Genomic DNA, 20,202 nt, shown 5'->3' with positions numbered 1-20,202 from the left:
ATCGACGGGGCGCCCGCGCTCGAAGTGTGAGGAGGGGGATCCTTGAACCGTACCCGGCGCACAGCGGTCACCGCCGTGGCCGTTCTCGCGGCCCTGGCGGGCTCACCGGGACTGGCCCAGGCCCAACATCCGCCCAAGGTGGAGCCGTTGACGCGGAGGGCGGGCAGCGCACTGCCGCCGGGCTGGCGCGTCACCGGGAAGGGTGTCGCGCGTGAGCTGGTCTGGCGGTCGGACAGGGCCGTGCCCGTGGGCGACGCCCGTGTCGAGTTCCACGCGGCCGGCCGACTGCTCGGCCTCCCGAAGGCGGCCGAGGACGGCCACACGTTCCGACTCGCCCTCCACGGAGCCGCCCCGCTCAAGGATCTTCAAGTCCTGGCGGCCGGGCGCCGGTTGGACGCGCCTGCCGACAACACCGGCGAGAGACCGAAGAACTCCCTGACCGTCGCGCAGCCCCCGGCCCCACTCCCGGCGAACTCCGTGGACCCGGGCCGACCGGGCGGGTACCGCACGGTCACCGGCGAGTACCACCTCGACCCGGTGAGGCTCCCCGGCCTCGCCCGGCCGGTCGAGATGCAGGCCGTCGTCGTCGCGCCCACCGGCGCCACCGGCAGGCGACCGCTCGCCCTGTTCCTCCACGGCCGCCACGCCACCTGCTTCAAGCCGGGCGGGACCGAGGACGACGTGACCCTTGAGTGGCCCTGCTCGGCCGGCACCCAGCCGATCCCGAGCCACAGGGGCTACCTGAAGGACCAGAAGCTGCTGGCCTCGCAGGGCTATGTGACGGTGTCGATCTCGGCGAACGGCATCAACGGCCAGGACGGGGACGTCGAGGACGGCGGTGCGCAGGCGCGCTCCTCGCTGGTGCGACAGCACCTCGCCCAGTGGGCCGGCTGGGCCGCCCATCCGAGCACCGCCCCGGCGGCCGTGCCCGACGCGGCGAAGGCCGACCTGTCCCGCGTGCTGCTCGTCGGCCACTCGCGCGGCGGCGAGGGTGTCAACCGGGCCGCCATGGACAGCCTCTACCCGCCGCCCGCCGCGCAGGACGGCTACCGAGGACCGGTGCGCTGGAAGATCCGCGGGACCGTGCTCATCGGACCGACGATCTTCGGCCAGAATCCGGTGGCCGACGTACCGTCCACGACGATCCTCCCCGGCTGCGACGGCGACGTCTCCGACCTCCAGGGCGAGGTGTACGTCGACGGGACGCGCGGGGTCGGCCGGGGCACCGCCCTGCACAGCGCCGTCTATGTGGTCGGCGCCGACCACAACTTCTTCAACACCGAGTGGACGCCGGGCAAGTCCGAGGCCCCCTCCTTCGACGACTTCTGGGACGACCCGGAACAGCGGCCCGACCCGGTGTGCTCCACGGGCGCCCGCACCCGGCTGACCGCCGACCAGCAGCACCAGGCCGGCGCCACCTACATCGCCGCCGCGGCACGACTGTTCGTCGCCGACGACGACCGGGTGCGCCCGCTGCTCGACGGCTCGGGCCGGCGCGCCCCCTCGGCCGACCCGGCCCGCGTGCTGACCCACGCGGTGGGCGCCCGCCGCACGGGCGGCTTCCTGCCCGACGCCCCGGTGAAGGTGACCGGCGGCAGGCTGTGCTCGGCGCTCGACCCCGACCCGGCCGTGGCATGCCTCGACCCCGACGCCGCGGGGAGGTCGCCGCACTTCGCGCGGTGGTGGACGGAGAAGGAGGCCGGCCGCGGCGCGGTCGCGCTGAAGTGGTCGGCGCCGGGCGCGCCGACAAAGGTCCGTCCCGCCGCTCCGGTGTCCCTTTCGGGCGCCAAGAGCCTTGCGCTGCGCGTGTTCGTGCCGCCGAACACGACCGGCACCGAGCTGGTCGTGGCCGTCACCGACTCCAACGGCCGCCGGGCCGAGCTCGGCCAGGTCCAGGTCGACGGGCTGCCGGGCACCGACCGCACCGCCTCCTACTGGGCGCGCGAGCTGCGCGTCCCGCTCACCGCGGCCACCCGCGCCGGCCTCGACCTGAGGCACGTCAAGTCCCTTGAACTGACCCCGCGTTCGCCGTCCGGACAGGCCTGGCTGATGGATGCCTGGGGCTGGGCGCCCGGTACCCCGGCGGCCAGGGCCGCGACGCTGCCGCGCGTCGACATCGGCCGACTCACCGTCAAGGAGGGCGACTCGGGCACCCTCACCTACCACATCCCGGTCCGGGTCTCCGGGCACGGCAGCGGCAAGGTCCGCTTCTCCGTCCTCGACGCGGACACCGGACAGGCCAAGGACAAGCTGGTCACGGTACGGCCGGGCAGCTCCCCCATCGACGTGCCCGTGAAGGTGAACGGCGACACACGTTTCGGCTACGACGAGCAGTACGACGTCGTCGCGAAGGCCGTGCGCGGCGCCGTCATCGGCTCGTACCGGGGCGGGGTCACCGCGGTGAACGACGACCCCGCGCCCGCGGTCACCCTGACGCCGGTCACGGACCGGGTGACCGAGGGAGGGACACTGACGTGGCGGCTCTCGCTCTCCGAGCCCGCCGAGGTGGACATCCTGCAGCCGATGCGGGTGCTTGCGGTCACCGAGGGCGCCGAGCTGTCCACCAAGGACGTGGACCCGCGGTGGCTGATGGACCGCGCAGGTGAGCTCCCCGACCCGGAGCGCGCGCTCTCCCGGGCGAACCTGTGGGTGGGGACGGACATCCCGGCCGGGAACACCACCGCCGATTTCACCGTGCCGACGGTGACGGACCAACTGGCCGAGCCGGCCGAGTCGCTACGCCTCGCGCTGACCGACGACAACGCCGAACCGCTTCCCGGCCGTCCCGTGCTGACGGGCACGGTGGTGGACGCACCGTGAACCGCCCTGCGCAGGGGGCATGGACAGCGTTGGTCCATGCCCCCTGCGGTCCTGCGTGCGCTGGGCGGCGCGACAGGCCATGGCCGTTCGGCTACTTGAGCTCGGCGTCGGTGTAGTAGCCACCCGCGACCAGAACACTGTCGTAGTTGGTCTTGTCGACGCTGATGGGCTGCAGCAGGTAGGCGGGCACGACCTTGGCGCCGTTGTCATAGGTCCTGGTGTCGTTGAGCTGAGGCTTCCTCTTGTTGAGCACGTCGTCGACCATGTTCGCGGCGACATCGGCGAGCAGTCGGCTGTCCTTGTAGACGGTCTGCGCCTGCTGACCCGCGATGATCGACTTGACCGAGGCCAATTCGGCGTCCTGCCCCGTGATGACCGGGAGGGGCTTGCTGAGGGAGCCGTAGTCGTCCGACCTCAGCGCCGCCAGGACGCCGATGGATATGCCGTCGTACGGCGACAGGACCGCGTCCACCGTCTTCGTCCTGTACGAAGTGGCGAGGATGTTGTTCATCCGCTTCTGCGCGGTGGCACCGTCCCAGCGCAGGGTGGTGACCTGGTTGAGCGCGGTCTCGCCGGACCGGACGACGAGTTGCTTGCTGTCCAGGAACGGCTGCAGAAGGTGCAAGGCGCCGCTGAAGAAGTACTTGGTGTTGTTGTCGTCGCTGGAGCCGGCGAACAGCTCGATGTTGAACGGACCCTTGCCGTGCTCCAGGCCGAGCTTGTCGATGATGAAGCGGGCCTGGAGCCGGCCGACCTGCTCGTTGTCGAAGGAGGCGTAGTAGGTCACGTTCTTGGTGCCGAGGATGAGCCGGTCGTAGGAGATCACCGGGATGTTCGCGTCGGCGGCCTGCTGGAGCACCTTGTTCAGCGACTTGTTGTCGATGGCCGCGATGATCAGTGCGTTGACGCCCTGCGTGATCAGGTTCTCGATCTGCGAGACCTGGGTTGCCGGGTCGTTCTCGCCGTAGACCAGCTTGGTCTTGTACCCATTGGCCTGCAGGTCCTTGACAACGCTCTTGCCGTCGGTGATCCAGCGCTCGGAGGCCTGGGTCGGCATGGCGATGCCGATCGTGCCGCCCTTGGAGCTGCCCGTGCTGCTCTGGCCGCCGCAGGCGGACATGGTGAGGGCGACGGAGGCAGTTCCGGCGATGGCGGCGAGGGCGGCTCTGCGATTGCGCATGGTGATCGTTCCTTGTTCTTCTCGTCGTTGAGAAAGATGACGGCGTGTCAGATGTCTGCGAAGAGGCGAGGGTGGAGCGAGTCGGGCGGCCGACGAGCAGGTCGAGCGCGAGTCGGTGCCGTGCCGCAGCCGGAATGGGATCCCCGCGTACGGGTGCCGTACGGGTGGATCCCGGGCGCCCTGAACAACCCGAACGTGAGGTGAAGCGGTGCGCCGCGGCGGATCGGCTCGGTGACCTTGCAGATCCGCACGCAACCACCGAGGTCGTCGGGGTCTTTGGTGCGCATCTCCACGGGAGTGAGCCACCAGTATTCCCTGGCGAGATGACCGACGGTCAGGTTCCGGGCACCATTGTGGAGTTGGGCCTCATGAGCCTCGGCGCCTCGCGGCTCGCCGATCGACGCGCCGTGGCCCAGACATCCGGGTCCTGCCGACTCGCGTGACCCCTCCGCCGGCGTGCACCTGAACGTACGTCGGGCCGCGCCGCGGGGTTACGTCCACACGTGTTCCCACTCCGGTGATGCACAGGGCAGTTGCCTTTCAACCGTTCGAAATGTCGTCACACGTTCGGAACGTAGGCGTGACCCTAGGAGGGCGGGCGCGGGGTGTCAACGGGGAAGGACCGGTAAGGGCTCCGGAAGGGTGTTGTAGATTCGCTCCCTGAAGGCTCGAGCGTGGCCTCCCCCACAGGACTGCGTCACTGGTGAGGCAGGCGAGGCCGTCTCTGACACCGGGTGGGCCCGTTCCCCTCCGGAGGCCGCGCCGACGTAGCCTGAATGCTCCGCACCGAACTCCCGCTAGGAGCACCGTGAGCATCGCAGAGCCGCACGCCGGACCGCCCGCCTGGCGGCTGCTCCTCGGGTACGTACGACCGCATCGATGGGCGCTGCTGGCGGGCGCGTTGCTGGCACTGACGACCGGCGCCACCGGTCTGGTGCTGCCACTGGTGGCGCGGGGGCTCATCGACGACCTGTCGCACGACCGGCCCATCGGGCGGGCGCTCGTCGGCATGGCGGCGCTGGTGGTCACCAACGCCGCGGTGGGGGCGCTGGGTTCGTACGTACTGCGACGCACCGCCGAGTCGGTGGTGCTCGGCGCGCGGCGCGCCCTGTCCTCGTATCTGCTGCGGCTGCGGATACCGGCCGTGGACCGCAGCGAACCGGGCGACCTGATGGCCCGCATCACCTCCGACACCACGCTGCTGCGCGAGGTCACCACCGATTCACTGGTGGGCATCGGCACCGGCGGCCTCACCCTGGTGGCGACGGTGGTGATGATGGGCCTGGTCGACGTGGTGCTGCTCGGCGTCACCCTGGGGGTGATCCTGTGCGCGGGCACGGTGCTCGGCGTGATCGTGCCGCGCATCAACCGGGCCAGCAAGCAGGCCCAGGACGCCGTGGGCGTGATGGGCGCCTCGCTGGAGCGGATCCTGGGCGCGCTGCGCACGGTCAAGGCGTCGGGTGCCGAGCACCGGGAGGAGCAGACCATCCACGCGGCGGCCGAGGAGTCCTGGCGGCAGAGCGTACGGGCCGCCAAGTGGTCGGCCGCAGCGGGCAACACGGCCGGTCTCGCGATGCAGATCGCCTTCATCACGGTCCTCGCGGTGGGCGGCGCACGGGTCGCGACCGGCGCCATCCAAGTCGGCACGCTGGTCGCCTTCCTCCTCTACGTCTTCTATCTGATGTCGCCGATCCAGCAGGTCGTGGGCGCGATCACCCAGTACCAGACCGGCGCCGCCGCGCTCGCCCGCATCCAGGAGGCGCTGCGACTGCCCGCCGAACCGGACGCGCTGCCCGCGCCGCTGCCGACCCCCGGCGCCGCGCCGGCCGCGCTCGCCTTCGACGACGTCCGCTTCCGGTACGCCGACGACCTGCCCTACGTCCATCACGGCGTGACCTTCTCCGTCCCGGCCCGCGGCATGACCGCCTTCGTCGGCCCCTCCGGCGCCGGCAAGACCACCGTGTTCTCGCTGATCGAGCGGTTCTACGACCCCGAGGCGGGCGTCATCACGGTCGACGGCCTTCCCCTGGAGCAGTGGGACCTGCCCCGGCTCCGGTCGGCCATCGGGTACGTGGAGCAGGACGCCCCGGTCCTGTCCGGCTCCCTGCGTGACAACCTGCTGCTGGGCAACCCGGAGGCCGACGACGCCGATGTCACACGTGTGCTGAAGACGACCCGGCTCGACGGGCTGGTCGCCCGGCTGCCGCGCGGCCTGGACACGCTCGTCGGGCACCGCGGAACCAAGCTGTCCGGCGGCGAACGCCAGCGGGTCGCGATCGCCCGCGCGCTGCTGCGCCACCCCCGGCTGCTGCTCCTGGACGAGGCGACCTCGCAGCTCGACGCGGTGAACGAGGCCGCGCTGCGCGACACGGTCGCCGATGTGGCCCGCACGACCACGGTCCTGGTGGTCGCGCACCGGCTGTCCACCGTGACGATGGCCGACCGCATCGTCGTCATGGACGCGGGCCGCGTACGCGCCGTGGGCACCCACCGGGAACTGGTGGCCGGGGACCCGCTCTACGCGGAGCTGGCCGCGACCCAGTTCCTCGCGACGGCGGGCTGAGGAGAGCGGATCGTCGCGCGTTCTCCGTACGAAGTTTCCTTCACTCGACCCGTGACACCTGTGTCTGCCCCGGCACGGGGTGCCGGGGCAGACGCGGGCGGGCAGGCCAACACCCGATCCGAAGGACCGGGCCTAGGCCTGGAGGCCCGGGAGGAGTCCGGTGACGGGGGCGACCAGGTCGGTGACCTGGTGCAACTGGTTGAGGTCGTTCAGGCGGTTGAGTCCGCCCAGTTGCTCGGAGATTCGCGGGATGTCGGCCTGGTGCTCCGCGGGGATGTCGCTGACGGCGAGCGCGTCGAGCTGGGTGATCGGGTTCAGCTTCCCCGCGTCCGGGGCCTCGGCCGCGGACGCCATCGGCGCGGCGAGACCCGTGACGCCGACGGCGAGACCAACGGCGGCGACCATACGTCGTGTTGAGATCATGCTTGCAGAAACGGTCCCGGACGGCGCGCGGTCACGGCCGTCCCCCGGTCCTCACCCGAGAGGCGCATCGCGCCGGCTGGGCTTGCCGTGAGCCAGGGGGCGGAGGAGGCTCGGTAGAGAGGCCCTTCGCGGTCCCTTCCTCAGCGGATCGCGGCCTTCCAAGGAGGTCGACATGGGCACCATGGCAGGCCCCGCCTTCGACACCGAAGCGCTACGCCGGGGCATAGAAGGACACAATGCGGCGGATCTCCTGTCGCTCTACGCGGACGACGCGGAATTGACCATCGTCGACCGCAACACCCAGCCAAGTCACCCGATGATCAAACACGGTCGCGGCGAGATCGCCGAAATGCTCAACGACGTCTACAGCCGCGACATGACCCACAAGTTGGAAGAGTGTGTCGTCCAGGGCGACCACGTCGCGTTCACCGAGTCCTGCCAGTACCCGGACGGCGTGCGGGTACTCGCCAGCTCGATGATCTCGCTGCGGGACGGCAAGATCGTCGAACACACACTGCTCCAGGCATGGGACGAGTAGGAAGGAACTGGCCGAAGGTCCAGATCAACTCTCGCGTGACCTGGACCTTCTCGGTGAGGGCCGAGATGGGTCGCTCGCGCTCGCAGCGGCCTCGGCTGCCACGACCAGTTTCCGCAGCAGGTCTGCGAGCGTCCGCTTCTCTGCTGGGGTCAGTACTGCGAGCAGCGCGTTCTCACCCCGGTCCTCCGACACCGCGTGCTGTTCGAACGCGGCGTATCCGGCGTCGGTGATCCGCACCTCCACGCGACGCCGGTCGGTCGTGTGGTGGGTACGGGCGATCAGTCCCTCCTCCTCCAGCGGACCCAGCCGCGCCGACAGGGCGCCACGGGTCAGCCCGAGCATGTTGGCGAGCTGCGAGGGGCTCGCCGCGTAGGGCGGCCCGAGTCTGCGCAGCATCAGCAGCACCTTGAACTGCCAGTGCTGCAGCCCGTCGGAGTCGAGCACGTCCCGGCGGGCCTGTGCCGCGTGCCGGGCCAGGATCGCGAGCCGGACGAAGATCTCCTCCTTGACCGGGTCCATCCAGTCGAGCTCCTTCGCCCAGACCGCGACGTGCCGGTCGACCGAGTCCGCCGCCGACGCCTGCCCCCGCGCGGACTTCGCCTCTCCCGCCCTCGCCTCTCCCGCCCTCGCCTCTCCCGCCCTCGCCTCTCCCGCCTTCACATCTTCCACGCGCCACTCCGTAGATAGTTTTCTTGTGGATAGTTTTTCTGATTACTACTTTTCCCGCCATGACGAACACCGCAAGTACCCTTCGTACGGCCGTACCGCTCGACGAACTCATCGCTGCTGCAAGGGAGTTGAGGATCGGCGGTCGCTGGGAGCGCGCTACGCGCCTGCTCGACTCGGGCGAGGCGACCGATCCGAGGTCCCGTGCCCTCCTCGCCCTGGCCGCCGCCGAAGTCGCCCTGGAGAGCGACTGGTTCGGCGGGACCGCCCTGGCGGAGCCACGGCTCGCCGCCGCCGGGCTTTTCGTCGAGGTCCTGCTCGCGAGCCTCGACGGGAAACCGGCCGATGAGGCGCAGTCCGACATCCGCTGGGATCTGGACTTCCTCCGACTGCGCCACGGCTACCTCGGGCAGGTGCGCGTCGACGGTGTCTTCCGTGTCGGACCCGACGGCAGGGATCCGGACGCGCCCGCCGCCCTCCGCACGCACGCCGAGCGGCTGCGCGGCGAGGCCCCGGACGGCGTGCGCCGGGGCTGGGCCGAGATGTATCTGGGCCTCGTCGCCGACAACCTCTTCGCCGAGCGGGACGTCGCGCCCGGCCACTACGAAGCCGCGCTGTGCGCCGGTGAAGCAGGTGAGGCAGGTGGAACGGGTGAAGCCGGCGGCTCACACAACTCCGGTGACGACCTGCTCGTCCGTGAAGCGCTGCGACACCTCGGCGATCACGACCACGATCACGGTGACCACGCACGGGCACGGGAGCGCTGGAGCAGGGCGACCGAGCTAGGCGCCCGGGCCGGGACCGTCCCCGGCACCCTCTCGCAGCAGCTGCTCCTGGCGGTGCTGACACGCGACGCGGGCGACGAGGCCGGGGCCGTCGCGATGGTCCGCGAGATCGCCCGCTGGGCGGGGGCCATCGGCGCCATGACCACCGAGGCACAGGCCAGGGGCTTCCTGGCCGGGGTCGACCCGACGGCGCCGCCCGCTCCCGCCGAGTCGGACAGCTGATCGTACGAGCTACCCTGGTCGCGGGCCGTGACTGGCGCTGAGGTGGATTACCACCGGGGAGCGGCCTGACGAACGGGTCTTTGCCGCGCGCCTGGGCGATTGTGTCAGCAACGCTCAGGAGTAGCTCATGTCCCAAGCCCAGCTCATGGACGGCGCGGGTCTCGCGCGCCGCATCATCGAGGAGACCGCGAAGCGCGCGGCCGCGCTCACCGGGCGCACGGGGAGGGCACCGTGTCTCGCGACGGTGCTGGTCGGCGAGGATCCCGCCTCGGTCACCTACGTCCGGATGAAGCAGAACCGCAGCCGCAAGGCCGGCATCGAGTCCCGGCACGTCGCCCTGCCCGCCGGCACCACCACCGCCGAGCTGGTCGACACGCTGAAGGCGCTGTCGGGAGACCCGACCGTGCACGGCATCCTGCTCCAGCACCCCGTCGGACCGCACATCGACGAACGGGCGGCGTTCGAGGCCATCGCGCCGGAGAAGGACGTCGACGGGGTGACGCTCAGCTCGTACTCGGCGATGAGCTTCGGGCTGCCGGGCTTCGTGTCCTGCACCCCCGGCGGCATCATGCGGCTCCTCGACGAGTACGACGTCGACCCGGCGGGTCGGCGCGCCGTCGTGGTGGGGCGCAGCGCGATCCTCGGCAAGCCGGTCGGGATGCTGCTGCTCGGCCGCGACGCGACGGTGACGTACTGCCACTCGCGGACGACCGGTCTCTCGTCGGTCGTCCGCGAGGCGGACATCGTGGTGGCCGCCGTGGGCCGGCCACGGCTGATCCGCGGTGAGGACATCAAACCGGGAGCCGTCGTGATCGACGCGGGCTACAACCCCGGAAACGTCGGCGACGTCGACTTCGACACCGCCCGCGAGCGCGCCCGGTTGATCACGCCGGTGCCGGGTGGTGTCGGCCCGATGACGATCGCGGTCCTGCTGGAGCAGACCGTGACCGGGGCCGAGCGCCAACTCGGCCTCCGGTAAAGCGTTTGCGCCTCGCCCACAGCGTCTCAGGTGCGCCCACAGCGTTTCGGGTTCGGCTAAAACGTTTCGGGTTCGGCTACAGCGTTTCGGGTTCGCTCACAGGACTTCGGTCCGCTCAACGCATCCACGCGCTGTACGACATCACGTCCCCGGCCTTGACGCCGTACTCGGGATCGTCCTTGGTGACGGTGTCCTCGATCCCGAGTACGGCGCCGCTCCTCGGGTCGAGGACCAGCATCCGGCGCGCGGAGTGTGCGGCGTCCTCGTACACGTACGCCTGCCCCTGCCTGCCCAGCCGGTCGGTGACCGCTCCGGCCGGGCGCAGCCCCTTCGCGTCGGCGAGGACGCGGACGAGCGCGGCGTCCTCACGGGCGCCCAGCGTCCAGTTGTCCAGCAACTCGGCTACGGCGTCGAGAAGTTCGGATGTACCCATGGCCTCGATGCGGTCGATCTCGTCGAGGTAGGCGCGCAGCCGCTCGGCGTCGTGCGGCGGCCGGGCCACCGGCGGGGCGTCGCTCCAGCTCGGCGGGTAGGTCCGCCGGCTGAGGACGCGCCCGTCCTCGACCGTGCGGGGGACGGGGTCGGCGTCGGTGACGACCGGCCTGCCCGGATGACGGGGGTCGGTCGCCACGACGAGTTCCGTATGACTGCCGTCGGCCTTCCAGCGGACCACGCGTTCCGCGGGGAGGGTGATCGGCGGCCGGACCCCCGGCCCGGAGGTCAGGCTCATGCTCCAGGTCTGTACGTGGGTGCCCTGGACGAGCCGCTGCGAGCCGGCGGACGCGGTCACTCGGTCGGCGAGCCGGTCCAGCGGTACGGGGGTGGAGCCCGCCTCGACGATCAGCGGGCGGGGTGCGGCTACGGCCGGGGTGGAGGTCGATCCCGACACCGTGAGTGTCAGGACGACGGCACCGACGGCGGCCGCGGTGCCGACGCTCCAGACCCAGCGGCGCAGCGGACGGGGGCTCGTGCGGTGCCGTTCGCCGTGCAGCAGTTGGTTGAGACGGCGCTGCGCGTGCTGGTCGAGGGGGCGGTCGTGGAAGTGGGGGGCGGTGGCCGGCACCGGGTTGGCGCGGCGCAGGATGTCGAGTTCGTCAGCCATGGCCGTGCTCCTTCGGGGTGTCGCGGCGGGGCGAATCAGGGCCGCCGGCCACGGTGATGTGCATGCGGTCGATCTCGGCTCTGAGCCGGCGGCGGGCGCGGTGCAGGCGCATGGCCGCGGCGCGGGTGCCACAGCCGAGGGCGACGGCGACCTCGTCGACGCCGAGTTCCTCCCAGGCGGTCAGGCGCAGTACCTCCTGGTCGGCCGGGGAGAGCCGGGCCAGCGCCTCGTGCACCCAGTCGCCCGGCGACGCGGCGTCGGGACTGTCGACGACCTGTCTGCCGTGCGCGCTCTCGTCGTTGCCGATCCGGTCGAGGAGCCTGCGGCGGCGCCCGTAGCCGCGTACGGCGTTGGCCAGGCAGTGGCGTGCCACCCCGTACAGCCAGGGAAGCGGGGACGGCGGGAGGTCGGACCGGCGCCGCCAGGCGACGGTGAAGACCTCCGCCACCACCTCCTCGACATCACTGCTCCGGCCGTCCAGTCGCCTCGCCACGTAGCGGCTGACCGCCCAGTAGTGCTCGCGATAGGCAGCGGCGAAGGTCTCGTCGTTGCTCATGATCCGTAGGTGTCCGGCAGGTGCGCGATCGTCACCGGTGCGGGTGTGACGCTCGTCGCTTCGTTCAAGTGTGACGGCGGCCCCGGCGGCGGACACAGGCGGGGCATGGAAAGCACCACAGTGACGACGCCGCCCGCAGCCTTTCCCGCGCGTGCGCGGCGTCCTGGACTCGCCGCGGTGAAGTGGCTGACCACCACGGATCACAAGACGATCGGGACGCTGTATCTGGTCACGGCGTTCGGCTTCTTCTGCGTCGGCGGGGTGATGGCGCTGCTGATGCGCGCCGAACTCGCCCGGCCGGGGCTTCAGATCATGTCCAACGAGCAGTTCAACCAGGCGTTCACGATGCACGGCACGATCATGCTGCTGATGTTCGCGACGCCGTTGTTCGCGGGTTTCGCGAACTGGATCATGCCACTGCAGATCGGCGCGCCCGACGTGGCGTTCCCGCGGCTGAACATGCTGGCGTACTGGCTCTATCTCCTCGGCTCACTGATCGCCGTGGGCGGGTTCCTGACGCCTCAAGGAGCGGCCGACTTCGGCTGGTTCGCCTACAGCCCGCTGTCGGACGCGGTCCGCTCGCCCGGTGTCGGCGCCGACATGTGGATCATGGGTCTGGCGCTCTCCGGCTTCGGCACGATCCTCGGTGCGGTCAACTTCATCACGACCATCATCTGCATGCGCGCTCCCGGCATGACGATGTTCCGCATGCCGATCTTCGTGTGGAACGTGCTGCTCACGGGTCTTCTGGTGCTGCTGGCCTTCCCCGTGCTGGCCGCCGCCCTGTTCGCGCTGGAGGCGGACCGCAAGTTCGGTGCCCACGTCTTCGACGCGGCGAACGGCGGTGCCCTGCTCTGGCAACACCTCTTCTGGTTCTTCGGCCATCCAGAGGTGTACATCATCGCCCTGCCGTTCTTCGGCATCATCTCCGAAGTCGTCCCGGTGTTCTCCCGCAAGCCGATGTTCGGCTACATGGGCCTGATCGCCGCGACGATCTCCATCGCCGGTCTGTCCGTGACCGTGTGGGCGCACCACATGTACGTCACCGGTGGCGTCCTGCTCCCGTTCTTCTCCTTCATGACGTTCCTCATCGCCGTACCGACAGGCGTGAAGTTCTTCAACTGGATCGGAACGATGTGGAAGGGGTCGCTGAGTTTCGAGACCCCGATGCTGTGGGCGACCGGCTTTCTGATCACCTTCGTCTTCGGCGGCCTGACCGGTGTGATGCTCGCCTCACCGCCGATGGACTTTCCGGTTTCGGACTCGTATTTCGTGGTGGCGCACTTCCACTACGTGATCTTCGGTACGGTCGTGTTCGCGATGTTCTCCGGATTCCACTTCTGGTGGCCGAAGTTCACCGGCAAGATGCTCGACGAGCGCCTCGGGAAGATCACCTTCTGGACGCTGTTCGTGGGCTTCCACGGCACGTTCCTGGTGCAGCACTGGCTGGGTGCGAACGGAATGCAGCGCCGTATCCCCGACTATCTGGCGGTGGAGGGCCTGACCACCCTCAACACCGTCTCCACCATCTTCTCCTTCCTCCTCGGCAGTTCCCTCCTGCCGTTCTTCTACAACGTCTGGAAGACCGCCAAGTACGGCGAGAAGGTCCAGGTCGACGACCCGTGGGGCTACGGCCGCTCGCTGGAGTGGGCGACCTCCTGTCCCCCGCCGCGCCACAACTTCCTCACCCTGCCGCGCATCCGCAGCGAGTCCCCCGCCTTCGACCTGCACCACCCGGAGATCACGGCCGCGGCCGTACCTCTGGAGTCGCCCCTGAAGGAGCTGCGATGACGACCATGGACGATCGACCGCCGACCCCGCGGGCTCTCATCGACGAACTGGAGGGCCATCTGCTCATCGAGGCAACCAAGGCCGAGGGACGGGCGGAAGCGGCTCGTTTCACCCATTCCCTGGCCTGCCTGACGGACACCCAACGCGAAGAGGTGGAAGAACGCTTCACGGACACCTACCTGGCCCTCACCCGCTGCTCCTGGGAACGGACGGCACGGCGCGGCCGGGAACTGTGCGCCGAGTACGAGGCGAGGTACCGCGCACTGCGTCGGCGCCTGTGCGCCGTGTACCTCCTCGGTGCCGCTCTCGCGCTGGTGGCCTTCGTCTCGGTCAGCCGACGGTGACCTCGCGCGCGAGGTCGGCGCGCAGAAGCATCCTGGACGATTCGTCCACCAGATTCCGCATCACCGACAAGTAGGGCTCGTCGCCACCCAGTTCGTCCAGCATACGGTGCGCTTCACCGCGGAACTCGTTGATGTCGTCCTCGTAGCGACCAAGAACGACCGGTGCCAGAAGGGTGTCGACGAGCTCCGCTCGGGCGTCACGGGAAGTTCTCGCGTCTGCGTGCAGCCGCAGGATGCGCACCGTGGAGCGGGACGCGGACGTATCGAGGGCACATGCCAGGAGATAGGTCACCGTGCCGTTCAGAAGGTCCTCGTTGCGGCCGGACAGGACGTCTTCCTGATCGTTGGAAATCTGCCACAGGATGCCGAACACATCGCCGAAATCGCGCCAGAGCTCCACTCTCGCCTTCTCGACACCCGCCAATTCGGCGGCCATTGCGGTGACCATGCTGAAGGGGGCGCCGGACTTCCCTCGGTAGGCCGTGACGACCGAGTCGCGCGTGGCCGTCGCCGCATCTCCGCGCAGATCACTCAACTGGCCTTCGACCGCGAGGATCGAGCACTTCACGATCTCGGCCGACAGGGCGCCGCGCACCGATTCCGGGACTGCCTGCGACTGGACGACGAGCAGCGGGAGTGGAGTCCCGCCGACGAACGCGGCGAGCAGCGCCTCAGCCCCGCCGAGGTCTCCCCCGAGGTGTGCGACCTGTCCGTCGGCCAGGTCGTCGAGATGGCACGCCGAGATCCACCACAACTCATGCACGACGGCCAGCGGCACGGCCGGTTCGGGCGCGCCCGTCTCCACGGCATGCACGATCAGCGGCAGTACCGAGAGCGGATGGGTGAACTCCCGGTTCCGTACGAGTTCCGCGACCGCGGCCCGCACCGCGTCGGCCTGAGGGGCGAGTCTTTCCAGCGTGGCCTGCATCTCCGCGTCGATGTCCATCGAGAACCGACGATGAAGATCCAAGTAGGACATGGAACGCACGTGGAGACCCCTCACCACCGAGATCGAATCGAGCACCGATTCGATCACTCCAACTGAAGGGCAACCAGAGCGACTTTCAGCCACGGCTTTTGCGCTAGTTCCTCATTGGTTCGGCGAGGGTGTGGTCGCGGCGTGGGACCAGGGTGTGACGGCGAGGATGTCGCGGACCGCTTCGCGCAGGCTCCCGAAGTGACGGTGCACCCCGTCCGCCGCGGCGGGTGCGTTGACCCCCCACACCGTCATCCCGGCACGCAGTCCGGACTGCACGCCGGAGGGTGCGTCCTCGATGACCAGACAGTCCTGCGGCCGGGCACCGAGCCGCTTGGCGGCCAGGAGATAAGGGGCGGGCGAGGGTTTGCCTTCCTCGACGGAGGCGGCATCCACGATGATCCTCGGGACCGGCAGGCCGGTGCGGGCGAAGCGGCCGCGCACCCGGTGCTCGTAGTTCGACGTCACCAGCGCCCAGGCCTCCGGCGGCAGAGCGTCCAGCAGCTCGGACGCTCCGTCGAAGGCCGCGTACACGCCGGACCGGACGTCCTCGTCCTCGAGTTCGTGCAGCACGGCCAGGCACTCCTGCGGGTCACGGTCCGGAACGACCTGCGCGAAGGTCTCCATCGGCCTCGTCCGCAAGGCCACTTGGTGGACCTCGTCGGGGTCGAGTCCGTAGCGCTCGGCCCACACCCTCCACACCCGGCGCTGGTTGTCCACGGCATCGATCAACGTGCCATCGACATCGAACAGGACATACCTCTTGGCTCCGGGCCGAGCGCGTTCACCGATCACGCCCTGATCATGCCATCAGGCCCCCGAGCAGGTCCCGCCCGCGGTCGACGACCGTAAGGGGGTCCCTCCCCCGCGTCCGTCCTGCCTCCGGAGGACATGGCTGAGCTCATCTCCTGCATTCCGAGTAGCGCGATGTTCGGCACGCGCACGACGACGCGGCGGATCCCGGTCGGACAGGATGGGCGGTGCCCAGGGAGCGACCGTGTTCGCAGCTCCACCTCTGGGCCCTCGGGCCGCGCAGGCCCACGGCTTCCCCCGGTCGTGGGCTGCCGGCAGGGGCATCCTCGCGCGAAGGCGGCCCCACTGCGCCGAACCCGTGGGGACGGGGAGCGGCGCGCGGGTCCCGAACCCGGTGGCGGATCCCCCGGGATCCGCCACCGGGTTCGAGGACACCCCGACCGGCGGCCGGCACGGCACGGCACGGCACGGCACGGCACGGCACCAACGGTGAGGTCACGTCACGGGGTTCCGGGGCCGTGCGGGTTCCACCCCGCCGGTCGCAGGATCCCCAGCAGCTGACGGACCAGTTCCTCGACCACCTCGTCGAGCGTGGCCGCCACCCAGCCGGCGCGCCAGTCGTGCAGGAGGCCGTTGACGCTGCCGATGAAGGCGGTGGCGGCGATCCGGTAGTCGCGGGGCACCGCCTCGCCGCGGTCGGCGGCCGCGGTCGCCTCGGCGCAGATGAAGTCGACCCAGCGCGCCCGGCGGGCGAGCCGCTGCTCCTCCAGGCGCGGACTGACGCCGATGATCTCGACGAAGGTGATGCGGATGCGGCGCGGGTCCGCCGTCACGTTCGCGGCGTAGGCGCGGAAGATCGCGGTGGCGCGCTCGGCGAGCGGCAGGTCCTGGGCGTCGGCGAGGGCGGCCAGAGCCGCCTGCTCGGCCCAGTCGTTGACCTGGAGGTGGAGGGCGGCCAGCACGTCCTCGAGGGTGCGGAACTCCTCGTAGAACTGACGCGTGGACAAGCCCGCCGCCTCGCTCAGCGCCGCGATGGTCGTGGATCTGAACCCCGGGCTGTCACCGAAGAGTTGGAGCGCGGCGTCCAGGAAGCGCGAGCGTCGCTCGGCCTGCCGTTCCGCGGCGGTCCTGCCTCCGTAACGGCCGGTCGGCTGTTTGATCCTGCCCGCCACGCGTTCCTCCCTCGCCGGAGGGACGAACCGTTCGTCCCTCCGATGATTTTGTCGTGCACGGACCCTTGTGGAGAGGGGCGACCCTTCCTTACTTTCCAGTAAGTCCACTCTGAACGCTGTCGTGTTCAGACTTTTCGGTACCCGCACCCCCCGCCTAGACAAGGGACCACCATGTCTGCCCTCAGACCCAGACACCTCTGTACGCTCGCCGCCGCCGTCGCCCTCACCTTCACCCTCGGCGGTACAGCGACCGCGGCCTCCGCGCAGGCCGCCGCGACCGATCTGCGCGAAGTGATGTTCGTGGGAAACAACTGGGACGGCACCGCGGACGTCATCAAGTCCACCGGCGACTTCGCGAAGGTCGGCCGGATCAACGTCGTCCCGGACAAGGACGCGCGGATGGCGGAGATCAACGCCGATCCGATCAAGTGGATCTACTTCCAGGCCATCCGCAACGGTGTCGGCGAGGGCCACGACCAGTTCGTCGACGACATGTACTCGACGCCCGACGCCAAGTCGGTGGTCGTCTCCCGCCCGAGCTTCGCCGATGTCGTCTCGATCGACCTGGCGACCGGGCACATCAACTGGCGTTTCGCCGTGTCCGGTTACCGATCCGACCACATGGCCGTCTCCCCCGACGGCACCCGTGTCGCGGTCTCCGCGTCGACCGCGAACACCGTGCACGTGCTCGACATCAACACGGGCAAGCAGTTGGGCTCCTTCGCCACCGGCGACAAGCCGCACGAGAACATCTTCACGCGGGACGGCAAGTACATCTGGAACATGGCCATCGGCGATGTGAACACCTCACTCGACGACCCGTGGCTGGACTGGACGAAGGGCGACCGGCACATCACCGTCGTCGACGCGACCACCTACAAGCAGGTCAAGGTGATCGACATGCGGCAGCGGCTGGACGCGATCGGTCTCAAGGACTTCTCCGACGCGGTCCGGCCCGCCGTCTTCAGCCCCGACGAGTCCAAGCTGTACTTCCAGGTGTCGTTCTTCAACGGCTTCCTGGAGTACGACGTGGCCTCCGACCGGATCACCCGGGTGAAGACCCTGCCGATGAACCCCGCGACCAGCACCGACCGCACCACCTGGGTCAACGACTCGCGCCACCACGGCATTTCGATGAACCCGTCCGGCACGAAACTGTGCGTCGCCGGAACGATGGACGACTATGCGACCGTAGTCGACCGGGCCACCCTCCAGGAGGGCCCGCTCATCACCGCCTCGAAGCCGTACTGGGCGACCGTGAGCGGTGACGGCAAGGACTGCATCGTCTCCGAGAGCGGCGCCGACCAGGTCACCGCCATCGACTTCGCCACGGGGCAGAAGACGGTGTCGGTGCCGGTCGGCGACCACCCCCAGCGTGTTCGCCTCGGCCATGTGGAGGCGAACTGGACCGGCCCTTCGACTAGTTGACCGTCGACGCGGCCCATGAGCTCAGTTCGGAACGGGCCGCGCTCAGCAGTTCGGCGGTCGGGGCGGTCGCCCCGTTCGTGACCAGCGCGTAGTGCAGGGTCCCCGAGTCCGGTGCGGTGAGCAGCAGTCGGCGACTGCCGGTGCCGCCCGGCTCGGGGGCCACGGCGATCGGGGTGGTCGTGGTGTAGGCGGGCGGGGAGATCGTCGCCCCGAGGTCGGAGACCACCGTCGTGGACACGGTCGGGAAGGACGCCGGGAGATGGAGTTCGGTGGGTGCGCTGCCGCCGTCCGAGCGCCACAGGAGCAGCCCGTACTGGCCCGATCCCACTAGCTGGGAGACGTGCGGCAGGGACGACGGAACCGGGTTCCAGGTCAGGGTGGTGGAGCCGTCCCGGGAGCGGTCCTCGTAGGTGAAGGCGACCGTGCTGCCCGAGGTCGCACTCGGATAGAGCCGGTCGAGCAGGTGGGCGTCCTGACGGAGGACGGCCGTTCCGGAGTCGTCGAGGCGTACGGCCGAGAGGTCCTCGTCGTTCCAGGCGTCGCCGGAGGTGAGGACCTTGCTCGCGTTGCCGTTCATCAGCTCGTGATGGCGGCCGCTGTAGATGTCCCACTGCCACTGGTTTCCGGAGAGCACCGGGCCGGAGGACGCCGGTTTGGTCCACCAAGTGGCTCCCGGAAGGCGGGAGTCGAGGGCCTGGTACATCGCCTTGTCGACGGTCGGGGCCTTGCCGGAGACCGTTCCCGACAGCGGATGGCCGAACTCGCTGACGATCGCCGTCGTCCCCGCGGCCGAGGCGCGGTCGCGGACCGTCCCGAAGTCGGTGGCGTACTGGCCGTCCGCGGCATTGCCCCACATGAGGATGCCCGAGATGGCCTTCTGGTCGTAGAAGTGGGTGTTGAAGGCATAGCGCGGGCCGAGGGTTCCCGCGTCGAGCAGGCCGCCCTCCTGCTTCTGGGAGTCGATGTTGGAGTTCCAGAAGAGGTTGGCCTCGACGAAGGCGGGCTTGTCCTGCCAGCCGGCCGCGTCCATCCGGGCCCGGAACTTCACATAGAACGGCCAGAGCAGGTCCCGCTCCCAGGTGCGGCTGGTCTGTCCGGAGTCGTAGGTGCCCGCGTAGGGCTCGTTGAACGGGTCGAAGCCGACGAGGCCCGCGAACTGGGCCGTGGTGAGGTGCTGTCTGACGTAGGTCATGGTGGCCTGGGCCGTGGTGAGGAAGGCGTCCTGGACGCCGTACGCGTTGTGCCAGAAGTCGTACTGTGCCTGCTTCACGGCCGCGTTCTGGGTGATGTTCTGCCCCCAGAAGATGCAGATCCCGCAGGACTCGCTCGGGTAGTGTCCGGCGTCCACGGCCCACTTGGGGGCTCCGTCGCCGGTGTACCAGCTGCCCGAGTTGAAGAGGTAGCGGGAGTAGAGGTCCTGGTGGAAGTCGGGATACACGCGGATTCCGGCGTCGAGGAAGGCGCGTATCTGGTCGGTGACGGCGGCGAGGTAGGCGGAGTCGACCTGGCCGCGTACGGGTTCGGCGTGGGCCCAGGAGAGCAGGAAGCGCACGGAGTTGCCGCCGCCGAGGACCCGCAGGGCCGTCGCGGACTTCTTGGCGTCGGCGACCGAGGCGAAGGGCAGACCGCTGTTCTCTTCGAGCTTCGTCTCGCCGGAGACGTTGTACCCGCGCAGGACGACCTCGCGGCCGAGTCCGTCGAGGAAGCGGCCCTTGTCGACCGTGAGAGTGGCCGCCGCCGGCGCGTCGAACCACAGGGAGTCGGGGAGTCCGTCCGCGGCGGCGGGCTGGGCGCCCACCGCCGAGAGGAAGCCGGTGAGGAGCACGAGGACGCCGAGCAGACGCGCACGTAACTTCGACATGTCCACAACATTCGCGGGTGCGCAAGAAGGCGTCAATACTTCT

Annotated in this window: 17 protein-coding genes and 1 riboswitch; of the genes, 8 read left to right on the top strand and 9 right to left on the bottom strand. The window is 69.7% G+C overall.

All coding sequences use genetic code 11. The features are described 5' to 3' along the window. Nucleotides 1-42 precede the first annotated feature (42 nt). Nucleotides 43-2,820 (top strand): alpha/beta hydrolase, encoded by a 2,778-nt coding sequence (locus tag AAFF41_RS45080; protein WP_343325892.1) that lies wholly within the window; start codon nucleotides 43-45, stop codon nucleotides 2,818-2,820. A gap of 91 nt (nucleotides 2,821-2,911) precedes the next feature. On the opposite strand, the gene chvE is transcribed toward AAFF41_RS45080, so the two are convergent. After that, nucleotides 2,912-4,000: a multiple monosaccharide ABC transporter substrate-binding protein gene (gene chvE, locus AAFF41_RS45075; protein ID WP_319752256.1), complete on the bottom strand. Its 1,089-nt coding sequence runs from the start codon at nucleotides 3,998-4,000 to the stop codon at nucleotides 2,912-2,914. An 808-nt stretch (nucleotides 4,001-4,808) separates the two neighbouring features. Between chvE and AAFF41_RS45070 the strand changes: the two genes are divergently transcribed. After that, the gene (locus AAFF41_RS45070; RefSeq protein WP_319752255.1) at nucleotides 4,809-6,563 is read left to right on the top strand and encodes an ABC transporter ATP-binding protein; all 1,755 of its coding nucleotides are present in this window, start codon (nucleotides 4,809-4,811) and stop codon (nucleotides 6,561-6,563) included. Nucleotides 6,564-6,695: 132 nt separating this feature from the next. Here AAFF41_RS45070 and AAFF41_RS45065 read toward each other — a convergent pair whose 3' ends face one another. Beyond that, nucleotides 6,696-6,986, bottom strand: a complete 291-nt coding sequence (locus AAFF41_RS45065; RefSeq protein WP_054236541.1) for a hypothetical protein — start codon at nucleotides 6,984-6,986, stop codon at nucleotides 6,696-6,698. Nucleotides 6,987-7,158: 172 nt separating this feature from the next. Here AAFF41_RS45065 and AAFF41_RS45060 point away from each other — a divergent pair, with 172 nt between their 5' ends. After that, nucleotides 7,159-7,524, top strand: coding sequence for a nuclear transport factor 2 family protein (locus tag AAFF41_RS45060; RefSeq protein WP_319752254.1), 366 nt, complete (start codon nucleotides 7,159-7,161; stop codon nucleotides 7,522-7,524). Nucleotides 7,525-7,548: 24 nt separating this feature from the next. On the opposite strand, the gene AAFF41_RS45055 is transcribed toward AAFF41_RS45060, so the two are convergent. Then, nucleotides 7,549-8,193 (bottom strand): MarR family winged helix-turn-helix transcriptional regulator, encoded by a 645-nt coding sequence (locus AAFF41_RS45055; RefSeq protein ID WP_343325891.1) that lies wholly within the window; start codon nucleotides 8,191-8,193, stop codon nucleotides 7,549-7,551. A 59-nt stretch (nucleotides 8,194-8,252) separates the two neighbouring features. Between AAFF41_RS45055 and AAFF41_RS45050 the strand changes: the two genes are divergently transcribed. Together AAFF41_RS45050 and AAFF41_RS45045 are read left to right on the top strand one after the other, a co-directional pair. Next, entirely contained in the window at nucleotides 8,253-9,197 is a 945-nt protein-coding gene (locus AAFF41_RS45050; RefSeq protein ID WP_343325890.1) for a hypothetical protein, read from the top strand. Nucleotides 9,198-9,214: 17 nt separating this feature from the next. Next, nucleotides 9,215-9,301: riboswitch (ZMP/ZTP riboswitch) on the top strand. A gap of 23 nt (nucleotides 9,302-9,324) precedes the next feature. Continuing rightward, a complete protein-coding gene (locus tag AAFF41_RS45045; protein ID WP_319752250.1) occupies nucleotides 9,325-10,176 on the top strand; it encodes a bifunctional 5,10-methylenetetrahydrofolate dehydrogenase/5,10-methenyltetrahydrofolate cyclohydrolase in 852 nt (283 codons plus the stop codon). A 115-nt stretch (nucleotides 10,177-10,291) separates the two neighbouring features. Here AAFF41_RS45045 and AAFF41_RS45040 read toward each other — a convergent pair whose 3' ends face one another. Together AAFF41_RS45040 and AAFF41_RS45035 are read right to left on the bottom strand one after the other, a co-directional pair. Then, nucleotides 10,292-11,278 carry a CU044_5270 family protein gene (locus AAFF41_RS45040; protein WP_343325889.1) on the bottom strand — a complete coding sequence of 329 codons (987 nt, stop codon included), beginning with the start codon at nucleotides 11,276-11,278 and terminating at the stop codon, nucleotides 10,292-10,294. Further along, nucleotides 11,271-11,834, bottom strand: coding sequence for an RNA polymerase sigma factor (locus tag AAFF41_RS45035; protein WP_319752248.1), 564 nt, complete (start codon nucleotides 11,832-11,834; stop codon nucleotides 11,271-11,273). Before AAFF41_RS45035 ends, AAFF41_RS45040 begins: the two co-directional genes overlap by 8 nt. Nucleotides 11,835-11,939: 105 nt before the next feature. Between AAFF41_RS45035 and ctaD the strand changes: the two genes are divergently transcribed. Both ctaD and AAFF41_RS45025 read left to right on the top strand, forming a co-directional pair. Beyond that, nucleotides 11,940-13,625 (top strand): aa3-type cytochrome oxidase subunit I, encoded by a 1,686-nt coding sequence (gene ctaD / locus AAFF41_RS45030; protein WP_319752247.1) that lies wholly within the window; start codon nucleotides 11,940-11,942, stop codon nucleotides 13,623-13,625. Continuing rightward, the gene (locus tag AAFF41_RS45025) at nucleotides 13,622-13,969 is read left to right on the top strand and encodes a hypothetical protein (RefSeq protein ID WP_343325888.1); all 348 of its coding nucleotides are present in this window, start codon (nucleotides 13,622-13,624) and stop codon (nucleotides 13,967-13,969) included. Before ctaD ends, AAFF41_RS45025 begins: the two co-directional genes overlap by 4 nt. Here the strand turns inward: AAFF41_RS45025 and AAFF41_RS45020 are convergent. The 3 genes from AAFF41_RS45020 to AAFF41_RS45010 all read right to left on the bottom strand — a co-directional run bounded on the left by AAFF41_RS45020 (nucleotide 13,956) and on the right by AAFF41_RS45010 (nucleotide 16,870). Next, complete coding sequence (locus AAFF41_RS45020) at nucleotides 13,956-14,948, bottom strand: polyprenyl synthetase family protein (RefSeq protein WP_319752318.1); 993 nt, start codon at nucleotides 14,946-14,948, stop codon at nucleotides 13,956-13,958. The two genes, AAFF41_RS45025 and AAFF41_RS45020, sit on opposite strands and share 14 nt — an antisense overlap. 111 nt (nucleotides 14,949-15,059) lie before the next feature. After that, complete coding sequence (locus AAFF41_RS45015) at nucleotides 15,060-15,740, bottom strand: HAD family hydrolase (RefSeq protein WP_343325887.1); 681 nt, start codon at nucleotides 15,738-15,740, stop codon at nucleotides 15,060-15,062. Between the two features lie 458 nt (nucleotides 15,741-16,198). After that, nucleotides 16,199-16,870, bottom strand: coding sequence for a TetR/AcrR family transcriptional regulator (locus AAFF41_RS45010; RefSeq protein ID WP_054236550.1), 672 nt, complete (start codon nucleotides 16,868-16,870; stop codon nucleotides 16,199-16,201). Nucleotides 16,871-17,041: 171 nt separating this feature from the next. Between AAFF41_RS45010 and AAFF41_RS45005 the strand changes: the two genes are divergently transcribed. After that, complete coding sequence (locus AAFF41_RS45005; RefSeq protein ID WP_343325886.1) at nucleotides 17,042-18,298, top strand: YncE family protein; 1,257 nt, start codon at nucleotides 17,042-17,044, stop codon at nucleotides 18,296-18,298. Here the strand turns inward: AAFF41_RS45005 and AAFF41_RS45000 are convergent. After that, a complete protein-coding gene (locus AAFF41_RS45000; protein WP_343325885.1) occupies nucleotides 18,291-20,159 on the bottom strand; it encodes a cellulase family glycosylhydrolase in 1,869 nt (622 codons plus the stop codon). The two genes, AAFF41_RS45005 and AAFF41_RS45000, sit on opposite strands and share 8 nt — an antisense overlap. Nucleotides 20,160-20,202 lie beyond the last annotated feature (43 nt).

The organism is Streptomyces mirabilis, from assembly GCF_039503195.1.
Taxonomy (GTDB): Bacteria; Actinomycetota; Actinomycetes; order Streptomycetales; family Streptomycetaceae; genus Streptomyces; species Streptomyces mirabilis_D.
The sequence above is the reverse complement of the archived record's forward strand: the minus strand, read 5'-3'. Positions and strand labels throughout refer to the sequence as shown.

What these genes read in the sequence shown, in the direction of transcription:
- chvE (WP_319752256.1), bottom strand. Translation starts at nt 4,000, where the DNA reads ATGCGCAATCGCAGAGCCGCCCTCGCCGCCATCGCCGGAACTGCCTCC.
- AAFF41_RS45065 (WP_054236541.1), bottom strand. Translation starts at nt 6,986, where the DNA reads ATGATCTCAACACGACGTATGGTCGCCGCCGTTGGTCTCGCCGTCGGC.
- AAFF41_RS45060 (WP_319752254.1), top strand. Translation starts at nt 7,159, where the DNA reads ATGGGCACCATGGCAGGCCCCGCCTTCGACACCGAAGCGCTACGCCGG.
- AAFF41_RS45050 (WP_343325890.1), top strand. Translation starts at nt 8,253, where the DNA reads ATGACGAACACCGCAAGTACCCTTCGTACGGCCGTACCGCTCGACGAA.
- AAFF41_RS45045 (WP_319752250.1), top strand. Translation starts at nt 9,325, where the DNA reads ATGTCCCAAGCCCAGCTCATGGACGGCGCGGGTCTCGCGCGCCGCATC.
- AAFF41_RS45040 (WP_343325889.1), bottom strand. Translation starts at nt 11,278, where the DNA reads ATGGCTGACGAACTCGACATCCTGCGCCGCGCCAACCCGGTGCCGGCC.
- AAFF41_RS45035 (WP_319752248.1), bottom strand. Translation starts at nt 11,834, where the DNA reads ATGAGCAACGACGAGACCTTCGCCGCTGCCTATCGCGAGCACTACTGG.
- ctaD (WP_319752247.1), top strand. Translation starts at nt 11,940, where the DNA reads ATGGAAAGCACCACAGTGACGACGCCGCCCGCAGCCTTTCCCGCGCGT.
- AAFF41_RS45025 (WP_343325888.1), top strand. Translation starts at nt 13,622, where the DNA reads ATGACGACCATGGACGATCGACCGCCGACCCCGCGGGCTCTCATCGAC.
- AAFF41_RS45020 (WP_319752318.1), bottom strand. Translation starts at nt 14,948, where the DNA reads ATGTCCTACTTGGATCTTCATCGTCGGTTCTCGATGGACATCGACGCG.
- AAFF41_RS45005 (WP_343325886.1), top strand. Translation starts at nt 17,042, where the DNA reads ATGTCTGCCCTCAGACCCAGACACCTCTGTACGCTCGCCGCCGCCGTC.
- AAFF41_RS45000 (WP_343325885.1), bottom strand. Translation starts at nt 20,159, where the DNA reads ATGTCGAAGTTACGTGCGCGTCTGCTCGGCGTCCTCGTGCTCCTCACC.